The organism is Halomonas cupida (assembly GCF_900142755.1).
Taxonomy (GTDB): Bacteria; Pseudomonadota; Gammaproteobacteria; order Pseudomonadales; family Halomonadaceae; genus Halomonas; species Halomonas cupida.
Genome location: NZ_FRCA01000001.1, coordinates 602,667 through 625,883 on the forward strand (window position 1 = coordinate 602,667; position 23,217 = coordinate 625,883).

The following is a 23,217-nucleotide window of genomic DNA, read 5'->3' on the forward strand; positions in this document are numbered from 1 at the left end:
AACACGCACCATGAACATGACCGAGATGGGCGAGGTGGTCGCCTACCTGCTGCGCTATCGCGCTGCCGAGCGGCTGCCGGCCGGTGGCCGCAAGAGGCGTGCGGCGCGTGACGGGCAGCTGTCCGAGCGCGATGTCTGTGCCTTGATCGATGATGCCAGTGATATCGAGCGTGAGGCACTGCGGGATTTTCTCGCTGGCCAGGGACTGCGTCTGAGAGTCTATGAAGCCGGAGACTACCCGGGGATTGCGCCGGGCTCGCGTTACTACGCTCTGCTGCCGGACCCGGATATGGATCAGCCGCCGGTGTATACCCGCGAGCCGGTTTTCCAGGCCCTGCGTCTGCGTCAGGAGAGTCGCGCCGAGCTGGCCACCTGGTATCTGCAACTCTGGTTGCTGATGCACACCTTGCTCTACACCCGTTACAACCGCGCGTTGTCCGATGTCAGCCGCTATCAGGAGGCCACCTTCGCCGGTGCGGAGCTGATCGAGCTGCTGCGCGATCAGGTCGAGACCCTGCGTGGCCTGGGCGATGAGACCAGCGAAGCGCAGCGTAGCCTGCTCGATGAGCGTGGCGAGGATCTCAGTCGACGTGTCAGGGCCTTCATCGATCTGCACGTCAGTGCCGGGATGCTGGAGCCGGTACGTGACGACGAGACAGTCGGGGATGTCTGGCAGCAGACACTGTTGGGAGCGCTGGAAAGCGAGCAGGTCGGCATTCATCAACTGGGCCATCTGCAGGCGCTGCTGGAGGGCCGCGGTGACCAGGGAGCCTGTCTTGATGACGGTGCGGATGATGAAGCTGAGGGTGAGCACGGCGTGGACAGAGGCAGTGACTCCTTGAGCCTGGAGCCGATGGATTCAAACCAAGCCACGGAGGAGCGCCCATGAGTGTCATTCATCGGATCGAGGTGGCCAACCTGCTCAACAAGCATGGTGATGTTTCCTCTCCCTGGGATGCCAAGATGCGCCACCTGTTGCTGGACCTGCGCGGCCAGTCCAGCGCCATCAGTATGGAGAACGGCTTCGGCAAGACCACACTTGCCGAGGCACTGATCGGGCTGTTGTCACGGGACCGTACACTGCTGTCGCGAACGCGGCGCAAGTGCTCTCCCTCAACAGTCTCCAGTCAGGGCCGCAGTTGGTCGCACCTGCGAGTTGAGTTCCGTACCAGGGCCGATCAGACTGGGCAGGGTGACATGTTGGCGGCAGCCGGAGAGGAAGTCTCGGGCGAGACCTTTGTCTTCGGCTTCTATGGCTATAGTGATGGCAGCGGTCTGTCGTTCTATCACTATACCGGACGTCTGGAGGACGTCCCCGTCCACCATCTGACTCAGGACGGCAAGCTGGCACTGTATGCCAACAGTGACGTCAAGCAGGCCATGAATCGTCATGGAGTGCGCCTGACCCTCAATCGTGATGAATGGCTTGATGCGGTCAATACGCATGTGTCGCGGCGTGAGCTGTCGCAGCTGGCGGCCTTCCAGAAGGAAGGCGGAGCCGACAAGAGCCAGATCTTCAATGCCATTCGCCCACGTGCCGGCGAGAAGCCGGATCAGGCGTTCTTCTTCGAGGTGCTGGCACCGGAGATTCTGGCTGGCGCGACCCGCGGAGAAACCGACGAGGGTGAGGAGCTGATCGAGGAGGTCATTCTCAATTCCGGCACCAACATCACCGAGTTGCGTCAGCGGCTCGAGGATGCCGAAACCGACCAGCGCCGTGCCGAGGGCAAGGTCGACCGGCTCGCCGAACTCACCGAGCACGGCACTTCACTGCTCGAGGCCCGAGCTGGCCTCGGACGCCTCGATGACGGCCTGATGCTGAGCGAGAGACTGCTGGCCGGTCAGGCACTGGCCGGGTTGCCGGGGATGCCGAGAATCCCCGAGGCTGATGACGATGACGTGGTATCCGGCTTCGCCTGGGGCCGGGGGGACACCGGTAAGCCCAGGGTTTCCGTGTGGCTGCTGGCCAGACTCAGCCGTCAATCGGAACGTCAGGTACGTGAGGCGCTCAATGAGCGTGAAGTACGGCTGGATGCGCATCGTCAGTTGGTTCATCTGGTTGATGCCAGTTGGCCCGGCGGACGCGAAGCTCATCACGTGTCCTTCGAGGCGGCCCAGCAGTGGCTGAGCGACAGTCATGCTTTTGCCGACGATGCTGCACGCTACCGTGCCATCAAGCGTCTGGAGGAAGGTGCCGAGACCTTCGAAGCGCTGGATGGCAATAGCTGGCGTGATGAAGTGGTGGCTGATGGCCTCTACAGAGGCGAACTGAAACAGGATATCGAGCGTCTCGAAACCCGGGCCGAGGCACTGGAGCAGGAGCGCGAGGGACTGGCGTCGCGTCAGCGAGAGTTCGTCGACAATCAGAGCTTCTATACCCAGGCGCTGGCGGAAGGGCTGTTCAGCGAAGCCGAGCTGGAACAACCCGAGGCAACCCGTGAAGCAGCGCTGGAGGAGGCGCAGAGCATGCGCCGGGCGCTGTCCACGCATCTTGCCCGCGCCGGGGAGTTCAAGCAGGTCGCCGAGCAGTACCGGGACTTCCAGTCCCGACACCCTGGCGCGCTGCCGGATGACGTACTGGCCGAGAAGACTGAGCAGTGTGAGCAGATCGATGCGCGTCTCGAGGAACTCGGCGAGCAGTGTGACAGCTCCCGCGAGGCCCTCGATCAGGCACGCCAGCGCCATGAGCAGTTGGCCTCCGAACGCGCCCGCCTGGAAGGCGAGCTGGCGCCGCTCAAGTCGGGGCAGCAGGCCTGGCAGGGCTTCTGCGAGCAGTGGCCCCAGGCCGAGGTCGAAGGCTGGTGGGCTGGGCGGCAGGCTCAACTACGTGAGTGGGAAGGCCTTCAGCAACAGTTGGGTCAGCGTCAGCAGGAGGCCGGGCGCCTGCGTCAGCGTCTGGCACCGTTGGCCGAGTCGGTGGCCCATTATCGCCAGGTGCATGGCGAGGACGAGCCGGTTCATCTGCGCGACCGACTCTACAGCCGAGCGCGTGAGTTGGATGATGAACGCCACCGCCTGGGCCGCGAGGAAGGGCACCAGCGCGAGCTGCATCGTGCCCTGATCGCCTTTCGCGAACGTGGTTGGGGGGAACCGCAGCAGTGGCTGGAGCAGGCTCGCGAAGCCCTACCGCGCCTGATTGGCGAGCGGGAGCGTCTGGACGAACGAATTGCTGCACGCTCAAGTTATCTCGAACACCTCAATGGCGATCCGTTGGCGCGTCAGGTGGCCGAGAGTGAAGCGCAGCAACTGCTGGAGCGTGAGGAGATCGGCTTTCGCCCGTTGCATCAGGTCCTCGCAGACCTGGCCGAGGATGATGCCAGTCGCCGCGACTGGCTGATTCAGGCGGCGGGGCAATTGTTCGCCCCAGTGGTAGAGGGTGAGGACTCCGTCAGGGCGGCGCAGTTGCTGATCGACCATGGGCTCAACGTGCCAGTATTGGAGTTGGGCCGCCTGCGCCAGTTGCTGAAGGGTGGGCATCCTCCGCTGGGTGCGGTCTGTGGCTGTGAAACCCTCGCCGTCAAGGCCGCTCTCGACCCCGAGTATCTGGTCGAGCTGCGCAGCGAGACTCAGGCGAGGCTCGAGCGGGATCAGCAGCGTCGTCGCGAGCTGGATATCGAGATCAACCGCTTCGACCCCCATGGCGAGGTGTTCGTTGAGGCGCTGTCGGCACGCCAGGCGGTGGACGATGGTGTCGAGCAGGAGCTTGAGCGTATCGCTGCAAGGCTGGCCGAGCTCGAGCAGCTACGTGAGGAGGTGGCACCACGTCTCACTGAGGCGGCGTTGCAGAGTATCGATGACTTCCAGCGTTACCTGCAGGAGGGGGGTGACAAGGCCCTGCAGGACGCCGGCGAGAGTCTCGCCGAGATCGAGCTGGAGCTGGCGGAACTGACGCCACGGTTGGCAGAAGCTCGCGAGGAGTTCAACAGGCACTCTGAGCTGTGGCTGGCGGCTGAGGCCTTCAAGTCCGCCGGTGGTGTCGAGCGTCTGGCGGCGATCGATCATCGTCTGCTGGAACTTGAGGAGCGTGAGGCTTCTGCCGCCGAGGCACGTCACCAGCAGGGTGAGCGCTGGGAAGCGCTGAGTCGTGAACGGGATGAGTTGAATGCTCAGCGCAGCGCCGTCTTCGCCGATGGCGAGCGTGACCGTCTGGCCAGCCTTGCTGCATTTGTTGCTCAGGATGGACCGGATTTCATGGCCGCCGCTGAAGAACAGCAGTCCGAGTTGGAGGCCGCTCTGAGTCTGGCGCAGCGCCGTGCCAGCCTGGATGCTCAGCGCATCCGCGCCTACCTGGACGTTCGTGATGACAGCACCGCTGGAGCCGCACTCGAGTCACGTATCGCACGACTCAAGCGCGAGCGCAGCGAGTTGCTGGCCGAGCGCCGCCAGCGCAGCACCGAGTTGACAGAGCTGGAAGCGCGTCTGGAGCGGCAGCGTCAGGCGTTGGTGGTTGCCGATGAACTGGCCATTGCCTGGTTGGCGGCGTTGCGTGAGCTGTCATCTGGTTGGCGTCAGCGCTGGCAGGGCATCGACGGTCGCGAGACCGTCTGGCCTGGCGACCACCCCGACGCCGAGGCGTTGGATCAGGCGCTGGAGCAGTGGTGGACGCTGGCCTGTGCCGAGGAGGATGCTTCCGATCGTGAGCCTGACAGTCTGGCAACCTGCGCCCAGCAATTGCAGGAAGGCCTGGCGCGACTCGGGCTGGGTGAGCGCTCTCGAGTCAGGGACCGGCAGGCACGTCAACTGGCGGAGATCGAGCAGCGTCTTGGCGCCGCTCTCGAGGACGCCGCTCAGAGTCGCATGTTCAATGACACCGAGCGTGGCCGTCTGGCGAGCCTCGGTCAGGTCAGCAACACAGCACTTGATGATCTGGCGGCGTTGCATCGACAACTCGAATCCCAGCTCGAGACGCATCGGGAGCGTGTCGCTCACCTGCAGACCTCTCGTCAGCATATCGAGGGCACTCTGGTGGAGCGCCTCGGTTCGATCATCAGTGACGCGGCGGGCAACCTGGATATTCTCAAGCGCGTCGCACGGCGAGGCAGTGAAGGCAATGGCGAGGGGGGAGCCTGGTTCGAGGTCAAGGCCAGCCTGATCGATAGCGAGGCGCTGCGTGAGCTCATCACTACCCTGCTGGCCGATATCGACGAGCATCAGGCGGCTCTCAAGCGTCGTGCCGAACGTGATGGCAAGGTGCTTGAAGAAGGTGACCAGGCTCGTCGCGATGATGATCTGTTGGGACGCATTCGTCGGCGCATCTACCGCGGTCTGTTCAAGGACGTGGCCATTCGCCTGCGGCACGTGGCGATTCGTCCTCATGGGCGTCTGTTCTCACTCAACGAGGCCATGTCCGAAGGGCAGCGTGAGGCGGTATCGCTGATGTGGTTGGTCAAGCTGTCGGAATTTGCCATCGAGCGTGAACTGCATGAGCTGCCGGGTCACCATCGTCGTCGTGCCAGAGCGGGTCGGGAAAGTGTGATTCTTCTCGATGGGCTATTCTCCAAGCTGTCCCATCGCAAGCTGATTCAGGATTCACTGGATTCGTTGCGCAATACCCGAGGGCGCTTCCAGATGATTGGCCTGATCCACAATCCCAACTACGAGAACGATCCGGATATCTTCCCGACTTACCTGATCGGTAGTGTGATCGGTGGCGGACAGGGGCAGGGCGGACATGTAATCGTGCGTGAGGGGCAGTCGCAGTCGCCGGAGGCCCTGGGGCGCAGTTCAGGAGAGGCCAGTGTGTTCGGTATCCATGTGACGGCGCCGGAAACGGCCTGATCGGCAGTGGCGTGAGCCAGCGTCAGGCGCTGCCGCCGGTGCTGAAGAGCTCCGACGGCAGACCGCTTCTTCAACGCGGTGCGTCGTATCGGCCTGCTCGACCACGGGAAAATACCGCCTGCCATAGTTGGATGTTGCGAGCACGGAAGGCGCCGGCGCATACCGACAGGTAATAACGGAACATGCGATGGGTGCGCTCGTTGTACTGGTGTGCAATCTGGTACCAGTGGCTGTCCAGGTTGTGCAGCCAGGCGAGCAGGGTGCGATCGTAGTCGGCACCGAAGTTCTGCCAGTCCTCGACGATCATGTATTCCTCACTGGCTTCGGCAATCTGGCGGATCGAGGGCAGAATGCCGTTGGGAAAGATATAGCGGTTGATCCAGGGGTCGGCGGAGATCTTCGAGGTGTTGGAGCCGATGGTATGCAGCAGAAAGAGTCCATCGCCGGCCAACAGGCGGTCGACGGTGGCGAAGTAGCTGTCATAGTTGCGTTGTCCGACATGCTCGAACATGCCGATGGACAGGATACGGTCGTATTGTCCCGTCAGGTCGCGATAGTCGCACAATTGAATGTCGACCGGCAGGCCTCGGCAACGTTCCCTTGCCAGTTCGGCCTGCTGTTTCGAGATGGTGATGCCGGTGACCTTGACGCCATGGTGGCGAGCTGCATGCTCGGCGAGGCTGCCCCAGCCACAACCGATATCGAGTAGTGTCATGCCGGGACGCAACTGCAGTTTGCGGCAGGCCAGTTCAAGTTTGGCCCGTTGAGCCTCGTGGAGGTTGGAAGCCTCCTTCCAGTAGCCGCAGGAATAACACATGGTGGGGTCGAGCATGCGCTCGAAAAGATCATTGCCCATGTCGTAATGAGCTTCGCCAACGATCCAGGCGCGGGCCTTGCTCTGCAGATTGAACAGGCCAGCCTGGAGGCGATACATCAGCCGTTCCGAACTGGTGTGGGCGCGCTCTCCCAATCCATGCTGCAACAGACGATGGGCCAGCCGGTCAATATGCTCCGCTTCCCACCAGCCATCCATATAGGCTTCCCCAAGGCCCAGGGTGCCCTGGCGCAATATGCGTGAGAAAAGGTCCGGGTGATAGACCTGGATATCCTCGGGCGCATTGCCGTTGAGCGTGATGCCGGCACCTTCCAGCAGGCGTTCAACCACCCGTCTGGCACGGGTATCGGGCAAGGCAATGGGGTGGGGGCGTGAGTCGCTGGTCATGGAGCCTCCGGTTTCCGTTCTCGGCGACACAAATGATGGCGGTTTTCACGGGGTCATCGTGCTTCAGAGCACCAGACGATGCAGCTGGGCGGCGCGCCCCGACAACGCTATTAACATGGCAATCAAATAGCTCATCCTGATCGATTTGATTGTCGTCCGCATCACACTGGCGCAGATGCGCGGATCTGCTGGTGTGGCGTGGTCTCGCGTCGGCCTGATGGCCGACGGCGGCACTTCCCTGTGCCGCCATTAACCCCACATGAAAGCATGCCGGGTTAATATCTTCTGTCAGTATTGTTGATTAGCTTAGATCAGCACTATTGGATCGGCACTATCGAATCAGCACAATGGTAAAGAAATTCTAAGGAGGCTTATTGTTATGCATCTCATTATTGATCTATGCGTCGTACCTCTGGGTGTTGGTGTCTCGGTTTCCGAGCATGTCACTGCTTGCCAGCGCGAGATTCAGGCCTCTGGCCTGAAGCATCAGATGCATGCCTATGGCACCAATATCGAAGGCCCCTGGGATGACGTAATGGCTGTGGTCAAGCGTTGCCATGAGGTGGTGCACAGCATGGGCGCTCCGCGTATCACCACAACGCTCAAGCTGGGGACGCGCACCGATCGTGAGCAGTCCATGGACGACAAGGTCGATAGCGTCCGTCAGCGAATGCAGCAGACCTGATGCGGCATGGTGCCGGGAAACGGCGCAGTGATCAGAAGGGCACGAGAACCTGATTCGCCGCCTTTTCCAGGTGGTGGGCAAGGGCGTCGAGGGATTCTCCTCCCAGTCGCCAGTAGTGCCAGTACAGCGGGACATCCAGGTGGTAGCCGGGTACCAGGTCGATAAGCTCACCACTGTCGAGCAGGTCGGCTACCTGCAGTTCAGGCATCATTCCCCAGCCAATACCGGCCATGACCAATTGGATAAAGCCCTCGGTGGAAGCGCAGATGTGGTGAGGGAAGGGGCCCGTGATGCCGAATTCCGCCAGACAGCGATGCTGCAACTGGTCATTGTGATCGAAGATGATGGCCGGGGTACGCGCCAGGTCCTCAGGGCTCGGTCCTTGCGGGAGATAACGGTGGAGAAAATCGGGCTGGGCCAGAGCGCGGTAACGCATTCTGCCGAGGGGGACGACTCGGGTGCCCTGTACGGGCTGAGCACTGGCACACAGGCAGGCAGCAACCTCGCCATGGCGCATGCGCTGGAGTCCCACATCCTGGTCCTCGATGACCAGATCCAGGGTCATGGGGTGGTCGCGCATGAACTCTCCCATGGCCTGTGGCCACCAGGTGGAGATGCTGTCGGCATTGATGGCAACGCGCAGGTGGCGCTCGGTACCGGCCAGCTGTGGCAGGGATAGCGTCAACTCCTCCTCGAGCAATTGCACCTGCTGAACGTGATTGAGCAGTCGTCGGCCCAGGTCGGTAGCTTCAGGTGTATTCCCGCGGACCAGCACCGGCTGCCCGAGACGCGCCTCGAGTAACTTGATGCGCTGAGAAACCGCGGACTGTGTCAGTCCCAGGTGGCGGGCAGCGCGCTCGAATCCCTGGTGGTGGAGCACCGCGCTCAACGCTTCCAGCAGCTTGTAGTCCATCATAAGAATTCCTGATGTATCAGTTTGAACATTTGTTTTTCTTATTCAAGAGCATTCCTCAAGCTATGTCATCCAGTGCCAGGTCATCCAGTGCTGGGTCATCCAGTGATGTATAGAACCATCCATCAGAAGAGGAATGTCGTATGTGGATGTCGATGTTGCAGGGGATAGGAACGGGAGGTGCACTGATCGTTGCCATTGGCGCGCAGAACGCTTTCGTGCTGGACCGAGGACTACGCCGCGAGCATGCCTGGCACGTGGCCTGGGTCTGTGCCCTCTGTGATGCGGTATTGATCGGTCTGGGAGTGCTGGGGTTGGGAGCCCTGATTGCACGCAGCGAACTGGCCATGCAGCTGGCCTGTTATGGCGGCGCTGCCTTTCTGTTGTGGCAGGCATGGCTGGCGGTGCAGCGCATGTGGCAACCGGATGGCCTCAGGGCCGAGGCGTCCGGAGGTCGCCCGGGTCGGGGACAGGTGATAGTGGCGACCCTCGCAGTTACGCTGCTCAATCCTCAAGTCTATCTCGACACTCTGGTGATGCTGGGTTCGATCGGCTCCCTCCAGCAGGATCCACTGGGGTTCTATGTCGGTGCCACCCTGGCCTCGTTCTGCTGGTTCTTCGCGCTGGTGGGAGCGGCAAGGTACCTGGCGCCGCGTCTGGCAAGTCCACGTGCATGGCGGATCATTGATGGAGCCATCGCCTTGATCATGGTGATGGTGGCGGTTCAGTTGCTGAGAATGGAGCTCGGCTGAGGGGAGGTTCATGGAATGGGTGTCAGAATTTCGTGACGCCGTGTAAGGGATTCATTACGCGCAGCCCCGGCTCCAGCAACGACTGTAAGAAATACGCTACACAAGGCGCCGTGGCGGAGGTTCCAGCCTGCCGCAGGAAGGACTATAAGGAGATTCCTGCTCACCATGATTCCCCCTAGGCTGAAGGCACAAGAGTCGATCCTCGGCGGCGCGCGTGCCGTGCTTGCTCGGGAGCGACATCCAACTACCCCTGGAACCTGTCATTCGGAGTTACATCATGACCGTCGTTGCCCCCATCAATACTCACAACCCGATCGGAACCAATGGTTTCGAATTCGTCGAGTACAGTGCGCCTACTGCGGAGGGCATCGAGGCGCTCCGCCAGTTGTTCGTTGCCATGGGCTTCACCGAAACCCGCCGTCATTGCAGCAAGCAGGTGAGTCTGTTCCAGCAGGAAGGTGTCAACTTCGTCCTCAATGCCGAACCCGATAGCCAGGCAGCGGAGTTTGCCCGTGTCCACGGTCCCGGCGCATGTGCCATGGCGTGGAAAGTGGCCGATGCTCGCCAGGCGCTTGACTACGCCATTGCCAACGGTGCCAGTCAGGTGGAACCCGTGATCGGCGAAGGGGAAGTCGGCATTCCTGCTGTCCGCGGTATTGGAGGAACGCTGCTGTACTTCGTCGACAACAAGGTCGATGGCGAGGGTCGCACCATCTATGACATCGACTTCGAGCCGATCCCGGGCACCAGTGCCCAGGACAACAGTGTCGGCCTTCTGGTGCTCGATCACCTGACCCACAATGTCGAGCGTGGGCAGATGGATCTCTGGGCGAATTTCTACACCAGCATTGCCAACTTCCGCGAGAACCGCTACTTCGATATCGAAGGCAAGAAGACCGGACTGCATTCCCGGGCCATGACCGCGCCCTGTGGCAAGATGCATATCCCGATCAATGAATCGGCTGATGACAATTCGCAGATCGCGGAATTCATCCGCGAGTACAACGGCGAAGGCATCCAGCACCTGGCCATGGCCACCGACGATATCTATGCCACGGTGCGTGCGCTCAAGGCCAATGGCATCCAGTTCCTGTCGACCCCGGATACCTACTACGAGCGTGTCGATGCACGGGTCCCGAATCATGAAGAGAATGTCGAGGAGCTTCGTGAGCTCAGCCTGCTTGTCGATGGAGGCCCGAATGAGGGTGTATTGCTGCAGATATTCACCGAAACGGTGATCGGACCGATCTTCTTCGAGATCATTCAGCGCAAGGGCAACGATGGTTTCGGTGAAGGCAACTTCAAGGCACTGTTCGAGTCCATCGAGGAAGATCAGATCCGTCGCGGTGTACTCAAGGACGATTGAGACTGCAACGGGAAGTGATCTCCCCAGCGATCGTGGATCCTCGCTGAGAACGGTGGCTGTTGAAGGCACCACGGCAGACTGCTGATGCTCGAACGACAACAATTTGTCAGTGGTCTGCCCATTTACAACAAAATCGGTCACAATGGCGCCCTTTATATCGCGCCGCTGGCGACCAGAATAAGCGAAAGCGACCTCTCACATGACGACCAATGAACCTTCCCGCACCCAATGGCTGGGGCGCTGGGGCTTTGTAATGGCAGCGACCGGCTCTGCGGTCGGTCTCGGCAATATCTGGAAATTCCCCTACATGACAGGTGAGTACGGTGGCGGTGCCTTCGTGCTGGTCTATCTTGCCTGCATTCTCTCGGTCGGTGTGCCGGTGATGATGAGCGAGATAGCCTTTGGGCGTCGTGGGCGTGGCAGTCCCGTTGATGCCTTTCGCCGCCTGGTGACCGAGTCGGGACGCAGCCCCCTATGGTCGGTGCTGGGCTGGATGGCTATGCTGTGCGGCTTCATGATCCTGTGCTTCTACGTGGTGGTGGCCGGCTGGTCATTCTCCTACCTGTGGAAGATGCTCTCCGGCAGCCTGGCCGGCAGCAGTGTCGATGATATGGCGGCCATCTTCGGTGCCAACAATGCCAACCCCTGGAACCTTGGGGGCTGGAGTACCCTGGTGACCGTGTTGACCATGGTCATCGTCGGCAAGGGCGTCCAGGGCGGTATCGAGCGCAGCACCAGTTGGATGATGCCTGGCATGGTGGTGATGCTGGTGATCATGATCATCTACGGTATGTTCTCCGGTGGTTTTGCTGATGCTCTGACCTTCCTGTTTGCCTTCAATGCCTCGGAGTTGAGCAGTGAGGGAATGCTGGCGGCCATGGGGCACGCCTTCTTTACGCTGTCCCTGGCTTCCGGCGCGATCCTGACCTACGGCAGCTACCTGCCGAAGCATGCTTCCATCGGGCGCACCACTCTGACCGTCGCGGTGGCAGACACCCTGGTGGCGTTGATGGCGGGGCTGGCGATCTTCCCGGCGATCTTTGCCAATGGCATGCAGCCGGATAGTGGCCCGGGGCTGATCTTCATGAGCCTGCCGCTGGCCTTCCAGGCCATGCCCTTCGGCCAGTTGTTCGGCATCCTGTTCTTCATCATGTTGGCGATGGCGGCACTCACCTCATCGATTTCCATGGTGGAGGCGACAGTGTCCTGGCTGACCGACAATGCCGGAATCAGCCGCCGTGGCGCCTCGTGGAGCACAGGTATCGTACTCTGGGTCATCAGTACCCTGGCGATGTTGTCCTTCAATATCGGTTCCGACTGGACATTGCTGGGAATGCATTTCTTCGATTGGCTGGATTACCTGACCTCGCGCCTGATGATGCCGCTGGGTGGTCTGGGCATGGTGCTGCTGGCCGGGTTTGTACTCAATAAGCATGTGATGCGCGATGAGCTGGGCCTGTCGCCGAGGGTCTATGCGTTGTGGCTGTTCATGGTGCGCTATGTCAGCCCATTGGGTATCCTGGTGATCTTCATCAATGCGTTGGGCGTGGCGAGTGTCGACTTTTCCAGCCATTGGCCGATACTGCTGGTCGTGCTGGTAGCGTTCATGGTGGTGGGAGAATTGGCCAGTCCGCGCCTGCGTCAGTTGTGTCATTCACGAGCTGGTGCCGAGCACTGAGGCCGAGAGCGACAGCTCCCTGCGTTGAAACAGTACAAGCGCCGCGTCTCCTCGAGAGCGCGGCGCTTGTATTTGTGCTGGTCCTCGATATCAACCCTGGGCATCGGAGGTGCTGTTATGTGTCATAAGCAGTACTGGTTTTAATTCCTTTATGACATAATTCGTTTCCCCCGATCAGTCGGTCATTCAGAACCTGGCTGATGTGGGTCAACGACTGATTGATTATTTGCGTCCTGGAGTCATCGATGGTCCCTCACCAGGCATCCCTGCCTTCTTCCTCTGCCTTTTCCGCTGGTCAGGTGTGCCTGGTCGGAGCGGGGCCAGGCGACCCGGAGCTGTTGACGATCAAGGCCTGGCGTCGGCTGACGGAGGCGGACGTCGTGCTCCATGACCGGCTGGTCAGTCAGGAGATTCTTGATCTGGTTCCGACCACGGCAGAGCTGCGATATGTCGGCAAGGCACGCTCTCACCACAGCGTTCCGCAGGAAGGCATCAATCAGGCGCTGGTCGATTGGGCCCAGCAGGGTAAGCGAGTGGTGCGACTCAAGGGCGGTGATCCCTTCATCTTCGGGCGCGGTGGTGAGGAACTGGAAACCCTCGCCGAAGCGGGTGTCATGGTCGAGGTCGTCCCCGGAATCACCGCGGCGTCGGGCTGTGGCGCCTATGCCGGTATTCCGCTCACTCATCGCGATCATGCACAATCGGTGCGTTTCATCACCGGTCATCTAAAACAGGGTGGGTGTGATCTCGACTGGCCCACTCTGACGACGCCGGGCCAGACGCTGGTGTTCTACATGGGTTTGGGCACGATTGACATTATCAGTCATCGGCTCATCGAGCACGGAATGGCCCGTAACACCCCGTCAGCATTGATAGAACAGGGCACGACCAGCCGTCAGAGGGTGCATATCTCCACAATTGCTGATTTGCCGCTTCTCGAGGAACGGGATAGTATTCAGCCGCCCACGTTGATAATCATCGGCAGCGTTGTATCACTGCACGAGAAACTGGCCTGGTTTGATCATGAGCGAGCGGGATGCCGTGGGTGGGTTCAAGGCAAGCATCCGTCGCCATCCGAGTAGAGACTCGGGCAACACCGGTTGTGTTCTGTTGTGTCTGTTGTATTGACAGCCGAGGAGAAGCACCAGGCCCCCATGATGCGACGTCATGTCGACATGAGGTGAAGAATGAATGAGATTGTTCAGCGCCTGATGGCGCTGCGAGGAACTGTTGTGGTTGCTGGAGTGGTGTTGTCGACCTTGCTGATATCGACGACGGCACTGGCTAACGGAGCAGTACTGAACATCGAGACCCAGGAAGGACGTGCATCATACTACGCCGACCGTTTCCAGGGACGCACCACCGCCAGTGGTGATACCTTCGATCAGCGAGCCTTGACCGCGGCGCATCGCAGCCTGCCGTTCGGCACCAAGGTGTTGGTGACTCGGGAGGATACCGGGGAGTCGGTAGAAGTGGAGATCAATGACCGCGGTCCCTTTGTGAAAGGGCGCATCATTGATCTATCCAAGGGTGCTGCCAGGGAACTCGGCATGTTGAACCGTGGTGTTGCGCCGGTGCGCCTGACCTATCTGCCCTGAAGCCGTTCGGCAACAGGGACTACAGTAGTCAGACCCACCGGTACGAGTGCCTGGTTTCGATAACCGCTTCTCGCTGAAGAGTACCCCGGGACCATGATTGGTCTCGGGGTATTTGTGCTTGAGTCTCAGCTGCGAGCTGCGAGTCACGAGTACGCTACGCTCGAGCTGAACCCCGAACCCTGAACCCCGAACCCCGAACCCCGAACCCCGAACCCCGAACCCCGAACCCCGAACCCCGAACTCCGGGGATGGCGCGGGATTGCCATTCTGGCGTTGAGCCGCTCGCGACCCACAGGGATGTGGGAAGTGCGTTTGTTCGTCTGGAACGAACATAGCTGGCTCGAAGCTCGTGCCTCGAAGCTGGGTCAACGGCTTACGGCCTTTCCTGTTCTCCCACCATTTCCCCGGAAAACTCTCGTTGCCAGCGACTCAAAAGTGCGCGGCGCTTGAGGTCGTCAAGGGTCGCAAGCAGGCCCGGACCAAGCGGTGTGGGTCTCAGTCCCTCGGCATAGCGACGTTGCATGGCGGTGGCGGTGCCGGGTCCATCCAGTTGTGGGTGGATAGCCGCGACATTGCCCCCGTCCGACAGGACTCTCTGCCCCTCGACACTGAGCAGGTAGTCGACGAAGCGGCGACCAGCCGCAGGGTGAGGGGCCAGGCGTGGGACGAAGGCCAGGCGCTGGATGACCAGTGCGTAGTCATCCGGAATGACCCAGCGCAAACTGGGGTCGTGCTCCACGCTCTGCCTGACATAGCTGCCAAGCAGGTTGTAGCCGATCAAGAAACGTCTGTCGTGCAGGCCATCGAGCATCTCTCCTGTGGTGCCGACGAGGTGAGTGTCGGCGTTCCCCAGGGCGGCGACCAGGTCCCAGTAGCGTGGTGACAACTGCGACTCCTCAATGGCATAGGTGTAGCCAGCGCCGCTGGTTGCCGGATCATAGGTCACGATACGTCCGCGCAGCGCATCACCATGCTGGCTGATCAGGCCCAACAGGTCGGCATGGCTGTTGACGGGGCCGAAGCGGTCCATGACTTCGCGGTTGATAACCATGACGATGGGCTCGTAGGTGAAGGCGAACAGCTCCTGACGCCATTTAGCCCAGGCCGGCCAGTTTTCGGCGTTGGGTGTAGTGATGGGCTGGGCATGACCGTCATTGACCAGCCGGTATTGCCAGGGCATGGCTGAGGACATCATCACATCAGGTTCATCGGGCACGTTCAGGAAGCGCTCATGCAGCTCAAGGGTGCTGAGATTGCGGTAGGTGATGTCGTATTGGGGGTGGCGGCGGTGGAAGTCTTCCAGCAGAGGACGGGCATAGGGCACGTCGAAGGCAGCATGGATCACCAGAGGTGTGGACGGCTCGGCGGTTGCCGGCAGGTTCAGCTCTTCCGTGGCGTAAGCTGACTGCCACAAGCTCCACAGCAACAATCCCCACAGTACCGAGCCCGAAATCGCTGATCCCCGCAGTACCGATCTCCGAAACATGAATGCCCACAGGCTGTGTCTTGTCATGGGTTCTCCGCTGTGTTGCAGGGCGGCGGTTCAGGAAACGTCAAGCTGACGATCAGGCCCCGCTGGGAGGAAGGAATAGTGGCTGCCAGGCTGAGTCGTGCACCATGGGTGCGGGCAATGCCATCAACAATGGCCAGGCCGAGGCCGGAACCATCGTCGTCCTGCTGGCCACGATGGAAAGGGCGTAGCGACAGCAGGCGATGCTCTGCCGGAATGCCGGGGCCGTCGTCCTCCACGGCCAGGCAGGGCGGCTCGGTAGTGACCTTGACTGTCACCTGCCTCGCACCATAGCGGCAGGCATTGTCGATGAGATTGGCCAGTGCTTCGGCCAGTTGCCAGTCCAGGCCCATCACCCACACGGCGTGGTCACTGGCTTCGAGTCCCAGATCCACTGCCTGGCGCTGACATCGTTGCCAGTGCTCTCGTACCGCCTCTCGCGCAATGACATTGAGGTCGGTGCGCACCAGTTCGGGTTGATACTCCGGGTTGTCCAGGCGGGTCAATGACAGCAGTTGTATGGCCAGCCGTGAGGCCCTGGTGCTGGTAGCCTGCATGGTCTCCAGTGCCTCTCGCCATAGCTCCGGGTTGTTCTGGCGCAGAGCCAGCTCGGCGCGGGCGGAGAGCCCTGACAATGGCGTCCGCAGTTGGTGGGAGGCATCACCGATGAAGCGTTCCTGGTTGGCCTTGACGCGGCGCATCCGAGCCAGCAGCTCATTGAGCGTGTCGCGCAGTTCGGCGAGCTCGCGGGGCAGCGGCAGTTCCAGTGGCTGAAGGGTTCGTGGGTCACGGGCGCGAATCTGACGGCGTAGCCGGGTGAGGGGGGCGAGCGCAAAGCGAATGGCAATGATCAGAGCAGCCAGGGTCAGCACCGCCAGCGCCAGTAGATAGGCCAGACTCTGGCGGAACAGCGCCCAACTGAGCGCGTCGCGCCCTTCCCTGGTGTGTGCCACGCGGACCTCGAAGACATCACGAAATCTCCAGTCCTCGAGCCGCGAGCGGCGTACCCCCTGGCGCAGGGACATGCCCTGAAGCTGGATATCCCGATACCATAGCGTGTCACCGCCCTGTTGATCAGGGCGCGGATCCCCAGGAAGCGACGCATTGCCGGTCACCTGGTGCCCCTGGACATCGACCACGGCGTAGAACACGCGCTCGTCATTCTGCGTGGCGAGCATCTCCAGCGCTGCCGGGGGCAGGTCCAGCCACAATTGACCATCCTGCCACTGGACCTGTTCGGAAATTGCCAGCGAGGCGGCTTCCAGCAGGCGATCAAAGGCGGTATCGGCAGTGCGTCGCGCGTCTGTCCAGGCTTGCCAGAGCACCAATGAGCCGACAGCCAGCATCGGCACCAGTATCCAGGTCAACAGCCGGCGATGCAGGGAGTCGCGTATGGTCATGGCGCTTCAAGTAGGTAGCCGAGGCCACGCACGGTGCTCAGCTTGATGTCGTGGGATCCCAGGCGCTTGCGTAGACGATGAATGTAGACCTCGATAGCATTCTCGCCGATGTCGTCCTCAGCGAAGGCCTCGCTGGCAAGCGCGGACTTGTCGACGGGCTGACCGGCATGGCGCATCAGGCACGCCAGTAGTCGTTGCTCCCGGGGCGGCAGGGCCAATGGTTCGTCACCAAGGGTGAAGCGTTGCGCCATGCTGTCGAAGGTCAAGGCACCGACATTGAGAACAGTGGTGGGGGCATGCCGACGCAACAGCGCACGAACCCTGGCCTCGAGTTCTTCCAGCGAAAACGGCTTGGCCAGATAGTCATCGGCCCCCAGGTCAAGGCCACGAACCCGGTCTTCGATGGCCCCCCTGGCGGTCAGGATCAGCACGGGAGTGACACTGTCGTGACGCCGTAATGCCTCGAGAATTTCCAGGCCACTACGTCCCGGCAGGTTGAGATCCAGCAGCACCAGGGCGTGGTTATGGCGGGTTGAAAGGCTGGCGTGGGCGTGATCCCCGTGGTTGATATGTTCGACAGCATGGCCGCCGTGGTTCAGGGCATCGACCAGGGTGTCGGCCAGCAGACGATCATCTTCGACCAGCAGTATGGTCATGCATCCTCCTGTCGGTTCTGACCCGGTTGCAGTTGCCGAATGGCCGCTTCCAGTAGTCTGGCACAACGATCATGCTCGAGGCGTCCACCGGGGCCGGACAGGGCAATCCACAACCGCATTCCTTCATCGTTCTCCAGCACTCGGTAGAGCATCTCTCCACCGCTCAATTCCAGGCGTGGGTCGTCCTCCCCACGGCTCGGCCACTCTGTACCCGGACTCAGGTCATGCCGCAATGGCTGGTCGGGAAGTGCCACCAGTCTGCACAGTATGCCGGTATCGCTCTGTTCGAGCAGGCTGGCGGTTTCCTCCGACTGTCTGGCCAGTTCATCAAGTACTGGTTGGACGTACAACGCCAGGTTACGGCTGGGAGGATGGCGGCGAGCCAGGCGCAATGGCGTGTTGCCCATGCGCCAGCGCCCATCGTCACCGCGCCGGGCATAGTCGAAGCGCTCCAGCGATGCCAGCAGGCGCAACAGCGTGCTCTTGTAGTATCCAGTGGCTTGCGCCAACTCCGCGAGGCTGAAACTTTCTTGTGGTGAATCAAAGGATTCGAGCACTGTCAGGGCCCGTTCGACGGCTTCTACACGATCCTGAGCCACATGCTTTCTCCGTTATGAAATGGCCTGGGTCAGCCGTATTGAACTTTGGTCTCAAATGCATGAATCCGCGTTGACCCGTCAGGATCTGCGGATTAGCTTTCTACCCTAAGGAACGGCGTTCTGCCTTACGGAATTGTAAGGTCCGCGTCAGGATTCCGCAAGTGGCGCACCGCAGGCCCGGTGCTGGAAGGCAACGTAAGTGGGCACGCTACATGATCGTTACGACGATCATCGCTACTGCCATTATCGTTACTAGCGTCAGGCCGTTCTGTCTGGTCGGCCGGTTACAACGACATCCGTTACAACAACATTCGTTACAACAAAGAGGGGACTCATCATGTCCATCAAGACGCCACTCAAACTCCTTGGCATCGCTGCTCTCACTTTTGGGACTTCTACGGTCTATGCCTTCGAGCCGGAAGGAAAGGTCGAATGTATCGCACCGTCAGATCCAGGCGGCGGTTGGGACTTTACCTGCCGCAGCGTGGGTACCGTGATGGAGGATCTCGATCTGGTGCCGCGTAGCGTGCAGACCGTCAATATGGCAGGAGCCGGTGGCGGTGTGGCCTATGCCCACGTCGTCAGCAAGCGTGCCGGTGATGAGCAACTGCTGGTTGCGGCTTCCACCGCCACCACCACCCGTCTTGCCCAGGGGCAATTCCCTGGAATGGATGCCGAGATGGTCAACTGGGTGGGCGCGCTGGGCGCTGATTACGGCGTCATCGCGGTCAGTGCGGACTCCGAGTATCAGACTCTCAACGATCTGATGGATGCTCTGAAGGAAGACCCGCGCGCGGTGAAGTTTGCCGGTGGCAGTGCCAAGGGCGGTTGGGATCACCTCAAGGTGCTGATCGCCGCTCAGGCAGCGGGTGTCGAAGAGCTCCCGCGGATTCCTTACCTGTCCTACAACAACGGTGGTGAGGCCATGACCCAGGTGGTCGGTGGCCATGTGGATGCCTTCACCGGAGATATCACCGAGGCTCAGGGCTTCTGGGAGTCCGGTGATCTGCGCATCGTCGCGGTACTTTCCGACGAGCGTCTGCCGGGCGACTTCAGCGAGATTCCCACTGCCAAGGAACAGGGTATCGATGCGGTCGGCCCCAACTGGCGTGGTTTCTACATGCCGGCGGATATCTCCGACGAGGCGAAGCAGTACTGGGTGGATGCCATGGACACCATCTATGCCAGTGAAGAATGGCAGGCTGTCATGGAAAACAATGGCCTGATGCCGTTCCACATGAGCGCCGCCGAGTTCGAGACCTTCGTCAAGGAACAGATCGAGGACATCAACCAGCTGTCCGTGGATATTGGGCTGATTCAGCAATGAGTTATTTCAACGACCGCATCTTCGGGGTACTGATGATCGTCCTGGCCGTCGCGTACGGCTGGGCCGCCTCACAGTTCCCGGTACCATTTGGCGGGACCGAAGTTGTCGGTCCCGAAACCTTCCCGCACCTGCTGGCTGTGGTACTGGCGATTTCCAGCCTGTATCTGGTGGTGCGTCCGGACCCGGACAACGCCTGGCCGTGGAGCCGCACTGGTATCGAACTGATCATCGCGCTGGTGGTGTTGGCCCTCTATGCCATGAGCCTCGAGCCACTGGGCTTCATCGTCAGCACCGCGCTGGCTGTTGGCACGCTGTGCTGGCGTATGGGTGCACGCCCGGTCAAGGCTTACGTGACTGGACTGGTGGCGGGTACGGTGGTGTTCCTGATCTTCAACTTCGCGCTTGACCTGTCCCTGCCGCTGGGTCTGCTGTCCCTCCTGGAGGTGGGCTGATGGAAACACTTGGCTTTCTGATGGATGGCTTCGGTGTCGCTCTGGCGCCGGAGAACCTGATATTTGCGTTGCTGGGGGCCTTTCTCGGCACCCTGATCGGGGCCTTGCCTGGCCTCGGCCCGGCCAATGGTGTGGCGATCCTGATTCCGCTGGCCTTTACCCTGGGTCTGCGCGCGGACACCTCGCTGATCATGTTGACGTCGGTCTATGCCGGTGCCATGTACGGTGGGCGCATCTCGTCGATTCTGCTGAACATCCCCGGCGATGAGCCGGCGATGATGACCTGTCTCGACGGCTATCCCATGGCACAGAAGGGAAAGGCCGCCGAGGCGCTGGCAATTTCTGCGATTGCTTCCTTCATCGGCAGCCTGATTGCCACCATCGGCCTGATTCTGCTGGCCCCGATTCTGGCGGACTTTGCGTTGACGTTCGGTCCTGCCGAATACTTTGCATTGTTCCTGCTGGCCTTTGCCACTCTCGGCGGTATTACCGGCAAGAACCCGGTAAAGACCGTGCTGGCAGCCTGTCTGGGCTTGATGATCGCCACCGTGGGTATCGACAATACCGGGGTGCAGCGCTACACCTTCGGAGTGCTCGAGCTTTATGAAGGCGTGGACTTCATCATCGTTATCGTGGGTCTGTTTGCGATCTCGGAGCTGCTTTTCTTTATTGAGGAGCGGGCCGGCAAGGGCCACAAGGCCATCAAGGTCAACGGGCTCAAGCTCAGCATGAAGGACATTCTCGAGATCCTGCCGACCAGCCTGCGTGGCAGCGTGATGGGCTTTATCGCCGGGGTTTTGCCTGGTGCTGGAGCATCGCTGGGCAGCTTCATCAGCTATACCCTCGAGAAGAAGATTCTCGGCAGCAAGGGGCGCTTCGGTACTGGTGACCCACGCGGTGTCGCTGCACCTGAAGCGGGCAACAATGGCGCCTCCAGTGGTGCTCTGGTGCCGATGCTGACCCTGGGTGTTCCGGGCAGTGGTACCACCGCCGTATTGCTGGCGTTGCTGATTTCCCAGAACATCACCCCGGGACCGCTGATGTTCACTCAGCATGCCGATATCGTTTGGGGCGTGATTGCGGCACTGTTGATCGGCAACCTGCTGTTGCTGTTCCTCAATATTCCGCTGGTGGGATTGTTCGTCAAGCTGCTGTCGGTACCGCCGATGTACCTGCTGCCGATCGTGACCATGGTGGCCTTCGTCGGCATCTACTCGATCAGCAACACCACCTTCGATCTCTACTTCATGGTGGCCTTCGGCTTCCTCGGTTATGTCCTGCGCAAGCTGGAGATTCCGCTGGTACCGGTGATTCTGGGCCTGTTGCTCGGCCCGGAAATGGAGAAGAATCTGCGCCATGCCATGGATATTTCCGATGGTGACTGGACCGTGCTGTGGAGCAGTGGCCTGGCAATTGGCCTGTGGGCCTTTGCCATCGTCGGCCTGGTGCTGCCCTATATCGTTGGTCCGATCCTGCGCAAGCGCATGCAGGTCAAGACCGGGGTTCCGGAGACACCGGGAGACTGAAGGCAGCGAGAAACAAGGCTGTGAGGCACTAGAGAGTGAGATAGAAAACAACGAGATAGAAAACAGCGAGATAGAAAACAACAGGGGCAGCGCCGGTCGCCGCTACTGCAGCACTCCCTTCAGGGCACCATCGTGGTGCCCTTTTTTCGTGATGCATCCCTGACCTCTCACTGTACTGGTGCAGTCCGGCTATGCAATGCCTCATTGCTGTGCCCTTGTTCGGTGCAGGACCTGTTCTGTTGCGTGTACTCCGGGGCGAAGGTACGCAGTGTTCTGGAGGTTCAGAGCTCATGAATGGCAGGGACGAGGTGAAATGGCACGGGTCTTGCAGCGTCCTTGTGGATCAGGGTTGACGACAACAAACAACAATCCCTTTCCCCAATGGAGGTCCGCATGATCCGTATCCTTCCTTCTGCATTGCATCGTTCCTTGTCCCGCCGATTGACGGGCGGTCTTGCGCTGTCAGTACTGGCGCTGGGTATTTCCACGACGGCCCTGGCCGAGGACGCACAGGACCCGATCAAGGTCGGCATTCTGCACTCGCTGACCGGCACCATGGCGATCAGCGAATCGACCCTCAAGGACACCATGCTGATGTTGATCGAGCAACAGAATGCCCAGGGCGGGCTGCTTGGTCGTGAGCTTGAACCGGTGGTGGTCGACCCGGCCTCCAATTGGCCGCTGTTCGCCGAGAAAGCGCGCGAACTGCTGGCACAGGAAGAAGTGGATGTGATCTTCGGCAATTGGACCTCGGTATCGCGCAAGTCGGTACTGCCCGTTGTCGAGGAGTTGAACGGCCTGCTGTTCTATCCGGTGCAGTATGAGGGCGAGGAGTCCTCGGAGAACGTCTTCTATACCGGGGCGGCGCCGAACCAGCAGGCGATTCCGGCGGTTGACTATCTGATGAATGAGGTCGGTGTCGAGCGCTGGGTGCTGGCGGGCACCGATTACGTCTATCCACGTACCACCAACCGTATTCTCGAGGCTTATCTCGCGGCCAATGGTGTCGGCGATGATGACATCATGGTCAATTACACGCCTTTTGGCCATTCCGATTGGCAGAACATTGTCTCCGAGATCAAGCAGTTCGGTTCAGCGGGCAAGAAGACTGCCGTGGTCTCGACCGTCAACGGCGATGCCAATGTGCCGTTCTACCGTGAACTGGCCAACCAGGGTGTGGATGCTGCCGATATACCGGTGGTGGCGTTCTCGGTGGGTGAGCAGGAGTTGTCGGGTATCGATACGGCGCCGCTGGTTGGCCACCTGGCGGCCTGGAATTACTTCATGAGCGTCGACAATGACGCCAACTATGACTTCATCGACGCCTGGTACGACTACACCGGTGACGATGAAGCGGTGACCAACGATCCCATGGAAGCACATTACATCGGCTTCAACATGTGGCTCGAGGCGGTACGCAAGGCCGGTACTACGGATGTCGATGAGGTCAAGGACGCCATCATCGGGGTCAGCGTGCCGAACCTGACCGGCGGTTACGCCACCATGATGCCCAACCATCACATCACCAAGCCGGTGTTGATCGGCGAGATCCAGGACAACGGCCAGTTCTCGGTCGTCTGGGAAACGCCTTCCACCGTTGCAGGGGATGCCTGGTCCGATTTTCTCCAGGGCTCACGAGATCTGATCAGCGACTGGCGCGCTCCAATGCGCTGTGGCAACTACAACGTCGTAGAGGGTAGCTGCGGCGCTGGAGCTGCGGAGACGGTCGCCAGCGAGTAACTGTTTGGACCATCA

The 23,217-nt window shown here is 60.6% G+C and carries 19 protein-coding genes; 12 read left to right on the forward strand and 7 right to left on the reverse strand.

What is annotated here, in order from left to right; all coding sequences use genetic code 11:
• Positions 1–10 precede the first annotated feature (10 nt).
• Together BUE38_RS02550 and BUE38_RS02555 are read left to right on the forward strand one after the other, a co-directional pair.
• Positions 11–889, forward strand: a complete 879-nt coding sequence (locus BUE38_RS02550; RefSeq protein WP_234986737.1) for a hypothetical protein — start codon at positions 11–13, stop codon at positions 887–889.
• Positions 886–5,778, forward strand: a complete 4,893-nt coding sequence (locus BUE38_RS02555) for a coiled-coil domain-containing protein (RefSeq protein ID WP_073433439.1) — start codon at positions 886–888, stop codon at positions 5,776–5,778. Before BUE38_RS02550 ends, BUE38_RS02555 begins: the two co-directional genes overlap by 4 nt.
• A gap of 70 nt (positions 5,779–5,848) precedes the next feature.
• Here BUE38_RS02555 and cfa read toward each other — a convergent pair whose 3' ends face one another.
• Together cfa and BUE38_RS22305 are read right to left on the reverse strand one after the other, a co-directional pair.
• Positions 5,849–7,000, reverse strand: coding sequence for a cyclopropane fatty acyl phospholipid synthase (gene cfa, locus BUE38_RS02560; protein WP_073433440.1), 1,152 nt, complete (start codon positions 6,998–7,000; stop codon positions 5,849–5,851).
• On the reverse strand, positions 6,936–7,250 hold the full coding sequence (locus tag BUE38_RS22305; protein WP_143166168.1) for a hypothetical protein: 315 nt from the start codon (positions 7,248–7,250) through the stop codon (positions 6,936–6,938). Before BUE38_RS22305 ends, cfa begins: the two co-directional genes overlap by 65 nt.
• Before the next feature lie 129 nt (positions 7,251–7,379).
• Here BUE38_RS22305 and BUE38_RS02565 point away from each other — a divergent pair, with 129 nt between their 5' ends.
• The gene (locus tag BUE38_RS02565) at positions 7,380–7,685 is read left to right on the forward strand and encodes an MTH1187 family thiamine-binding protein (RefSeq protein ID WP_073433441.1); all 306 of its coding nucleotides are present in this window, start codon (positions 7,380–7,382) and stop codon (positions 7,683–7,685) included.
• Positions 7,686–7,716: 31 nt separating this feature from the next.
• On the opposite strand, the gene BUE38_RS02570 is transcribed toward BUE38_RS02565, so the two are convergent.
• Positions 7,717–8,601, reverse strand: coding sequence for a LysR family transcriptional regulator ArgP (locus BUE38_RS02570; protein ID WP_073433442.1), 885 nt, complete (start codon positions 8,599–8,601; stop codon positions 7,717–7,719).
• A 140-nt stretch (positions 8,602–8,741) separates the two neighbouring features.
• On the opposite strand from BUE38_RS02570, the gene BUE38_RS02575 reads away from it, so the two are divergent.
• The 5 genes from BUE38_RS02575 to BUE38_RS02595 all read left to right on the forward strand — a co-directional run bounded on the left by BUE38_RS02575 (position 8,742) and on the right by BUE38_RS02595 (position 13,992).
• Positions 8,742–9,350 (forward strand): LysE/ArgO family amino acid transporter, encoded by a 609-nt coding sequence (locus BUE38_RS02575; RefSeq protein WP_073433443.1) that lies wholly within the window; start codon positions 8,742–8,744, stop codon positions 9,348–9,350.
• 277 nt (positions 9,351–9,627) lie between these two features.
• A complete protein-coding gene (hppD, locus tag BUE38_RS02580) occupies positions 9,628–10,716 on the forward strand; it encodes a 4-hydroxyphenylpyruvate dioxygenase (RefSeq protein WP_073433444.1) in 1,089 nt (362 codons plus the stop codon).
• 199 nt (positions 10,717–10,915) lie between these two features.
• Positions 10,916–12,394, forward strand: coding sequence for a sodium-dependent transporter (locus BUE38_RS02585; RefSeq protein ID WP_073433445.1), 1,479 nt, complete (start codon positions 10,916–10,918; stop codon positions 12,392–12,394).
• A 245-nt stretch (positions 12,395–12,639) separates the two neighbouring features.
• Positions 12,640–13,476, forward strand: a complete 837-nt coding sequence (gene cobA / locus BUE38_RS02590) for a uroporphyrinogen-III C-methyltransferase (RefSeq protein WP_073433446.1) — start codon at positions 12,640–12,642, stop codon at positions 13,474–13,476.
• Between the two features lie 105 nt (positions 13,477–13,581).
• Positions 13,582–13,992 carry a septal ring lytic transglycosylase RlpA family protein gene (locus tag BUE38_RS02595; protein ID WP_234986738.1) on the forward strand — a complete coding sequence of 137 codons (411 nt, stop codon included), beginning with the start codon at positions 13,582–13,584 and terminating at the stop codon, positions 13,990–13,992.
• A gap of 373 nt (positions 13,993–14,365) precedes the next feature.
• Here BUE38_RS02595 and BUE38_RS02600 read toward each other — a convergent pair whose 3' ends face one another.
• Genes BUE38_RS02600 through BUE38_RS02615 form a run of 4 tightly spaced genes read right to left on the reverse strand, consistent with a single transcriptional unit; the run spans position 14,366 to position 18,157 of the window.
• Positions 14,366–15,505: an ABC transporter substrate-binding protein gene (locus BUE38_RS02600; RefSeq protein WP_234986739.1), complete on the reverse strand. Its 1,140-nt coding sequence runs from the start codon at positions 15,503–15,505 to the stop codon at positions 14,366–14,368.
• The gene (locus tag BUE38_RS02605; protein ID WP_073433447.1) at positions 15,502–16,902 is read right to left on the reverse strand and encodes a sensor histidine kinase; all 1,401 of its coding nucleotides are present in this window, start codon (positions 16,900–16,902) and stop codon (positions 15,502–15,504) included. The genes BUE38_RS02600 and BUE38_RS02605 overlap by 4 nt, the downstream gene beginning before the upstream one ends.
• Complete coding sequence (locus BUE38_RS02610) at positions 16,899–17,558, reverse strand: response regulator (protein WP_073433448.1); 660 nt, start codon at positions 17,556–17,558, stop codon at positions 16,899–16,901. The genes BUE38_RS02605 and BUE38_RS02610 overlap by 4 nt, the downstream gene beginning before the upstream one ends.
• A complete protein-coding gene (locus BUE38_RS02615; RefSeq protein ID WP_073433449.1) occupies positions 17,555–18,157 on the reverse strand; it encodes a helix-turn-helix domain-containing protein in 603 nt (200 codons plus the stop codon). Before BUE38_RS02615 ends, BUE38_RS02610 begins: the two co-directional genes overlap by 4 nt.
• 337 nt (positions 18,158–18,494) lie before the next feature.
• Between BUE38_RS02615 and BUE38_RS02620 the strand changes: the two genes are divergently transcribed.
• The 4 genes from BUE38_RS02620 to urtA all read left to right on the forward strand — a co-directional run bounded on the left by BUE38_RS02620 (position 18,495) and on the right by urtA (position 23,202).
• Positions 18,495–19,484 (forward strand): Bug family tripartite tricarboxylate transporter substrate binding protein, encoded by a 990-nt coding sequence (locus BUE38_RS02620; RefSeq protein ID WP_073433450.1) that lies wholly within the window; start codon positions 18,495–18,497, stop codon positions 19,482–19,484.
• Complete coding sequence (locus BUE38_RS02625) at positions 19,481–19,936, forward strand: tripartite tricarboxylate transporter TctB family protein (RefSeq protein ID WP_073433451.1); 456 nt, start codon at positions 19,481–19,483, stop codon at positions 19,934–19,936. The genes BUE38_RS02620 and BUE38_RS02625 overlap by 4 nt, the downstream gene beginning before the upstream one ends.
• Positions 19,936–21,462 carry a tripartite tricarboxylate transporter permease gene (locus tag BUE38_RS02630; RefSeq protein ID WP_073433452.1) on the forward strand — a complete coding sequence of 509 codons (1,527 nt, stop codon included), beginning with the start codon at positions 19,936–19,938 and terminating at the stop codon, positions 21,460–21,462. Before BUE38_RS02625 ends, BUE38_RS02630 begins: the two co-directional genes overlap by 1 nt.
• A 393-nt stretch (positions 21,463–21,855) precedes the next feature.
• Positions 21,856–23,202 (forward strand): urea ABC transporter substrate-binding protein, encoded by a 1,347-nt coding sequence (gene urtA, locus BUE38_RS02635; protein ID WP_073433453.1) that lies wholly within the window; start codon positions 21,856–21,858, stop codon positions 23,200–23,202.
• Positions 23,203–23,217 lie beyond the last annotated feature (15 nt).

What these genes read in the sequence shown, in the direction of transcription:
- BUE38_RS02550 (WP_234986737.1), top strand. Translation starts at nt 11, where the DNA reads ATGAACATGACCGAGATGGGCGAGGTGGTCGCCTACCTGCTGCGCTAT.
- BUE38_RS02555 (WP_073433439.1), top strand. Translation starts at nt 886, where the DNA reads ATGAGTGTCATTCATCGGATCGAGGTGGCCAACCTGCTCAACAAGCAT.
- cfa (WP_073433440.1), bottom strand. Translation starts at nt 7,000, where the DNA reads ATGACCAGCGACTCACGCCCCCACCCCATTGCCTTGCCCGATACCCGT.
- BUE38_RS22305 (WP_143166168.1), bottom strand. Translation starts at nt 7,250, where the DNA reads ATGGCGGCACAGGGAAGTGCCGCCGTCGGCCATCAGGCCGACGCGAGA.
- BUE38_RS02565 (WP_073433441.1), top strand. Translation starts at nt 7,380, where the DNA reads ATGCATCTCATTATTGATCTATGCGTCGTACCTCTGGGTGTTGGTGTC.
- BUE38_RS02570 (WP_073433442.1), bottom strand. Translation starts at nt 8,601, where the DNA reads ATGATGGACTACAAGCTGCTGGAAGCGTTGAGCGCGGTGCTCCACCAC.
- BUE38_RS02575 (WP_073433443.1), top strand. Translation starts at nt 8,742, where the DNA reads ATGTGGATGTCGATGTTGCAGGGGATAGGAACGGGAGGTGCACTGATC.
- hppD (WP_073433444.1), top strand. Translation starts at nt 9,628, where the DNA reads ATGACCGTCGTTGCCCCCATCAATACTCACAACCCGATCGGAACCAAT.
- BUE38_RS02585 (WP_073433445.1), top strand. Translation starts at nt 10,916, where the DNA reads ATGACGACCAATGAACCTTCCCGCACCCAATGGCTGGGGCGCTGGGGC.
- cobA (WP_073433446.1), top strand. Translation starts at nt 12,640, where the DNA reads ATGGTCCCTCACCAGGCATCCCTGCCTTCTTCCTCTGCCTTTTCCGCT.
- BUE38_RS02595 (WP_234986738.1), top strand. Translation starts at nt 13,582, where the DNA reads ATGAATGAGATTGTTCAGCGCCTGATGGCGCTGCGAGGAACTGTTGTG.
- BUE38_RS02600 (WP_234986739.1), bottom strand. Translation starts at nt 15,505, where the DNA reads ATGACAAGACACAGCCTGTGGGCATTCATGTTTCGGAGATCGGTACTG.
- BUE38_RS02605 (WP_073433447.1), bottom strand. Translation starts at nt 16,902, where the DNA reads ATGACCATACGCGACTCCCTGCATCGCCGGCTGTTGACCTGGATACTG.
- BUE38_RS02610 (WP_073433448.1), bottom strand. Translation starts at nt 17,558, where the DNA reads ATGACCATACTGCTGGTCGAAGATGATCGTCTGCTGGCCGACACCCTG.
- BUE38_RS02620 (WP_073433450.1), top strand. Translation starts at nt 18,495, where the DNA reads ATGTCCATCAAGACGCCACTCAAACTCCTTGGCATCGCTGCTCTCACT.
- BUE38_RS02625 (WP_073433451.1), top strand. Translation starts at nt 19,481, where the DNA reads ATGAGTTATTTCAACGACCGCATCTTCGGGGTACTGATGATCGTCCTG.
- BUE38_RS02630 (WP_073433452.1), top strand. Translation starts at nt 19,936, where the DNA reads ATGGAAACACTTGGCTTTCTGATGGATGGCTTCGGTGTCGCTCTGGCG.
- urtA (WP_073433453.1), top strand. Translation starts at nt 21,856, where the DNA reads ATGATCCGTATCCTTCCTTCTGCATTGCATCGTTCCTTGTCCCGCCGA.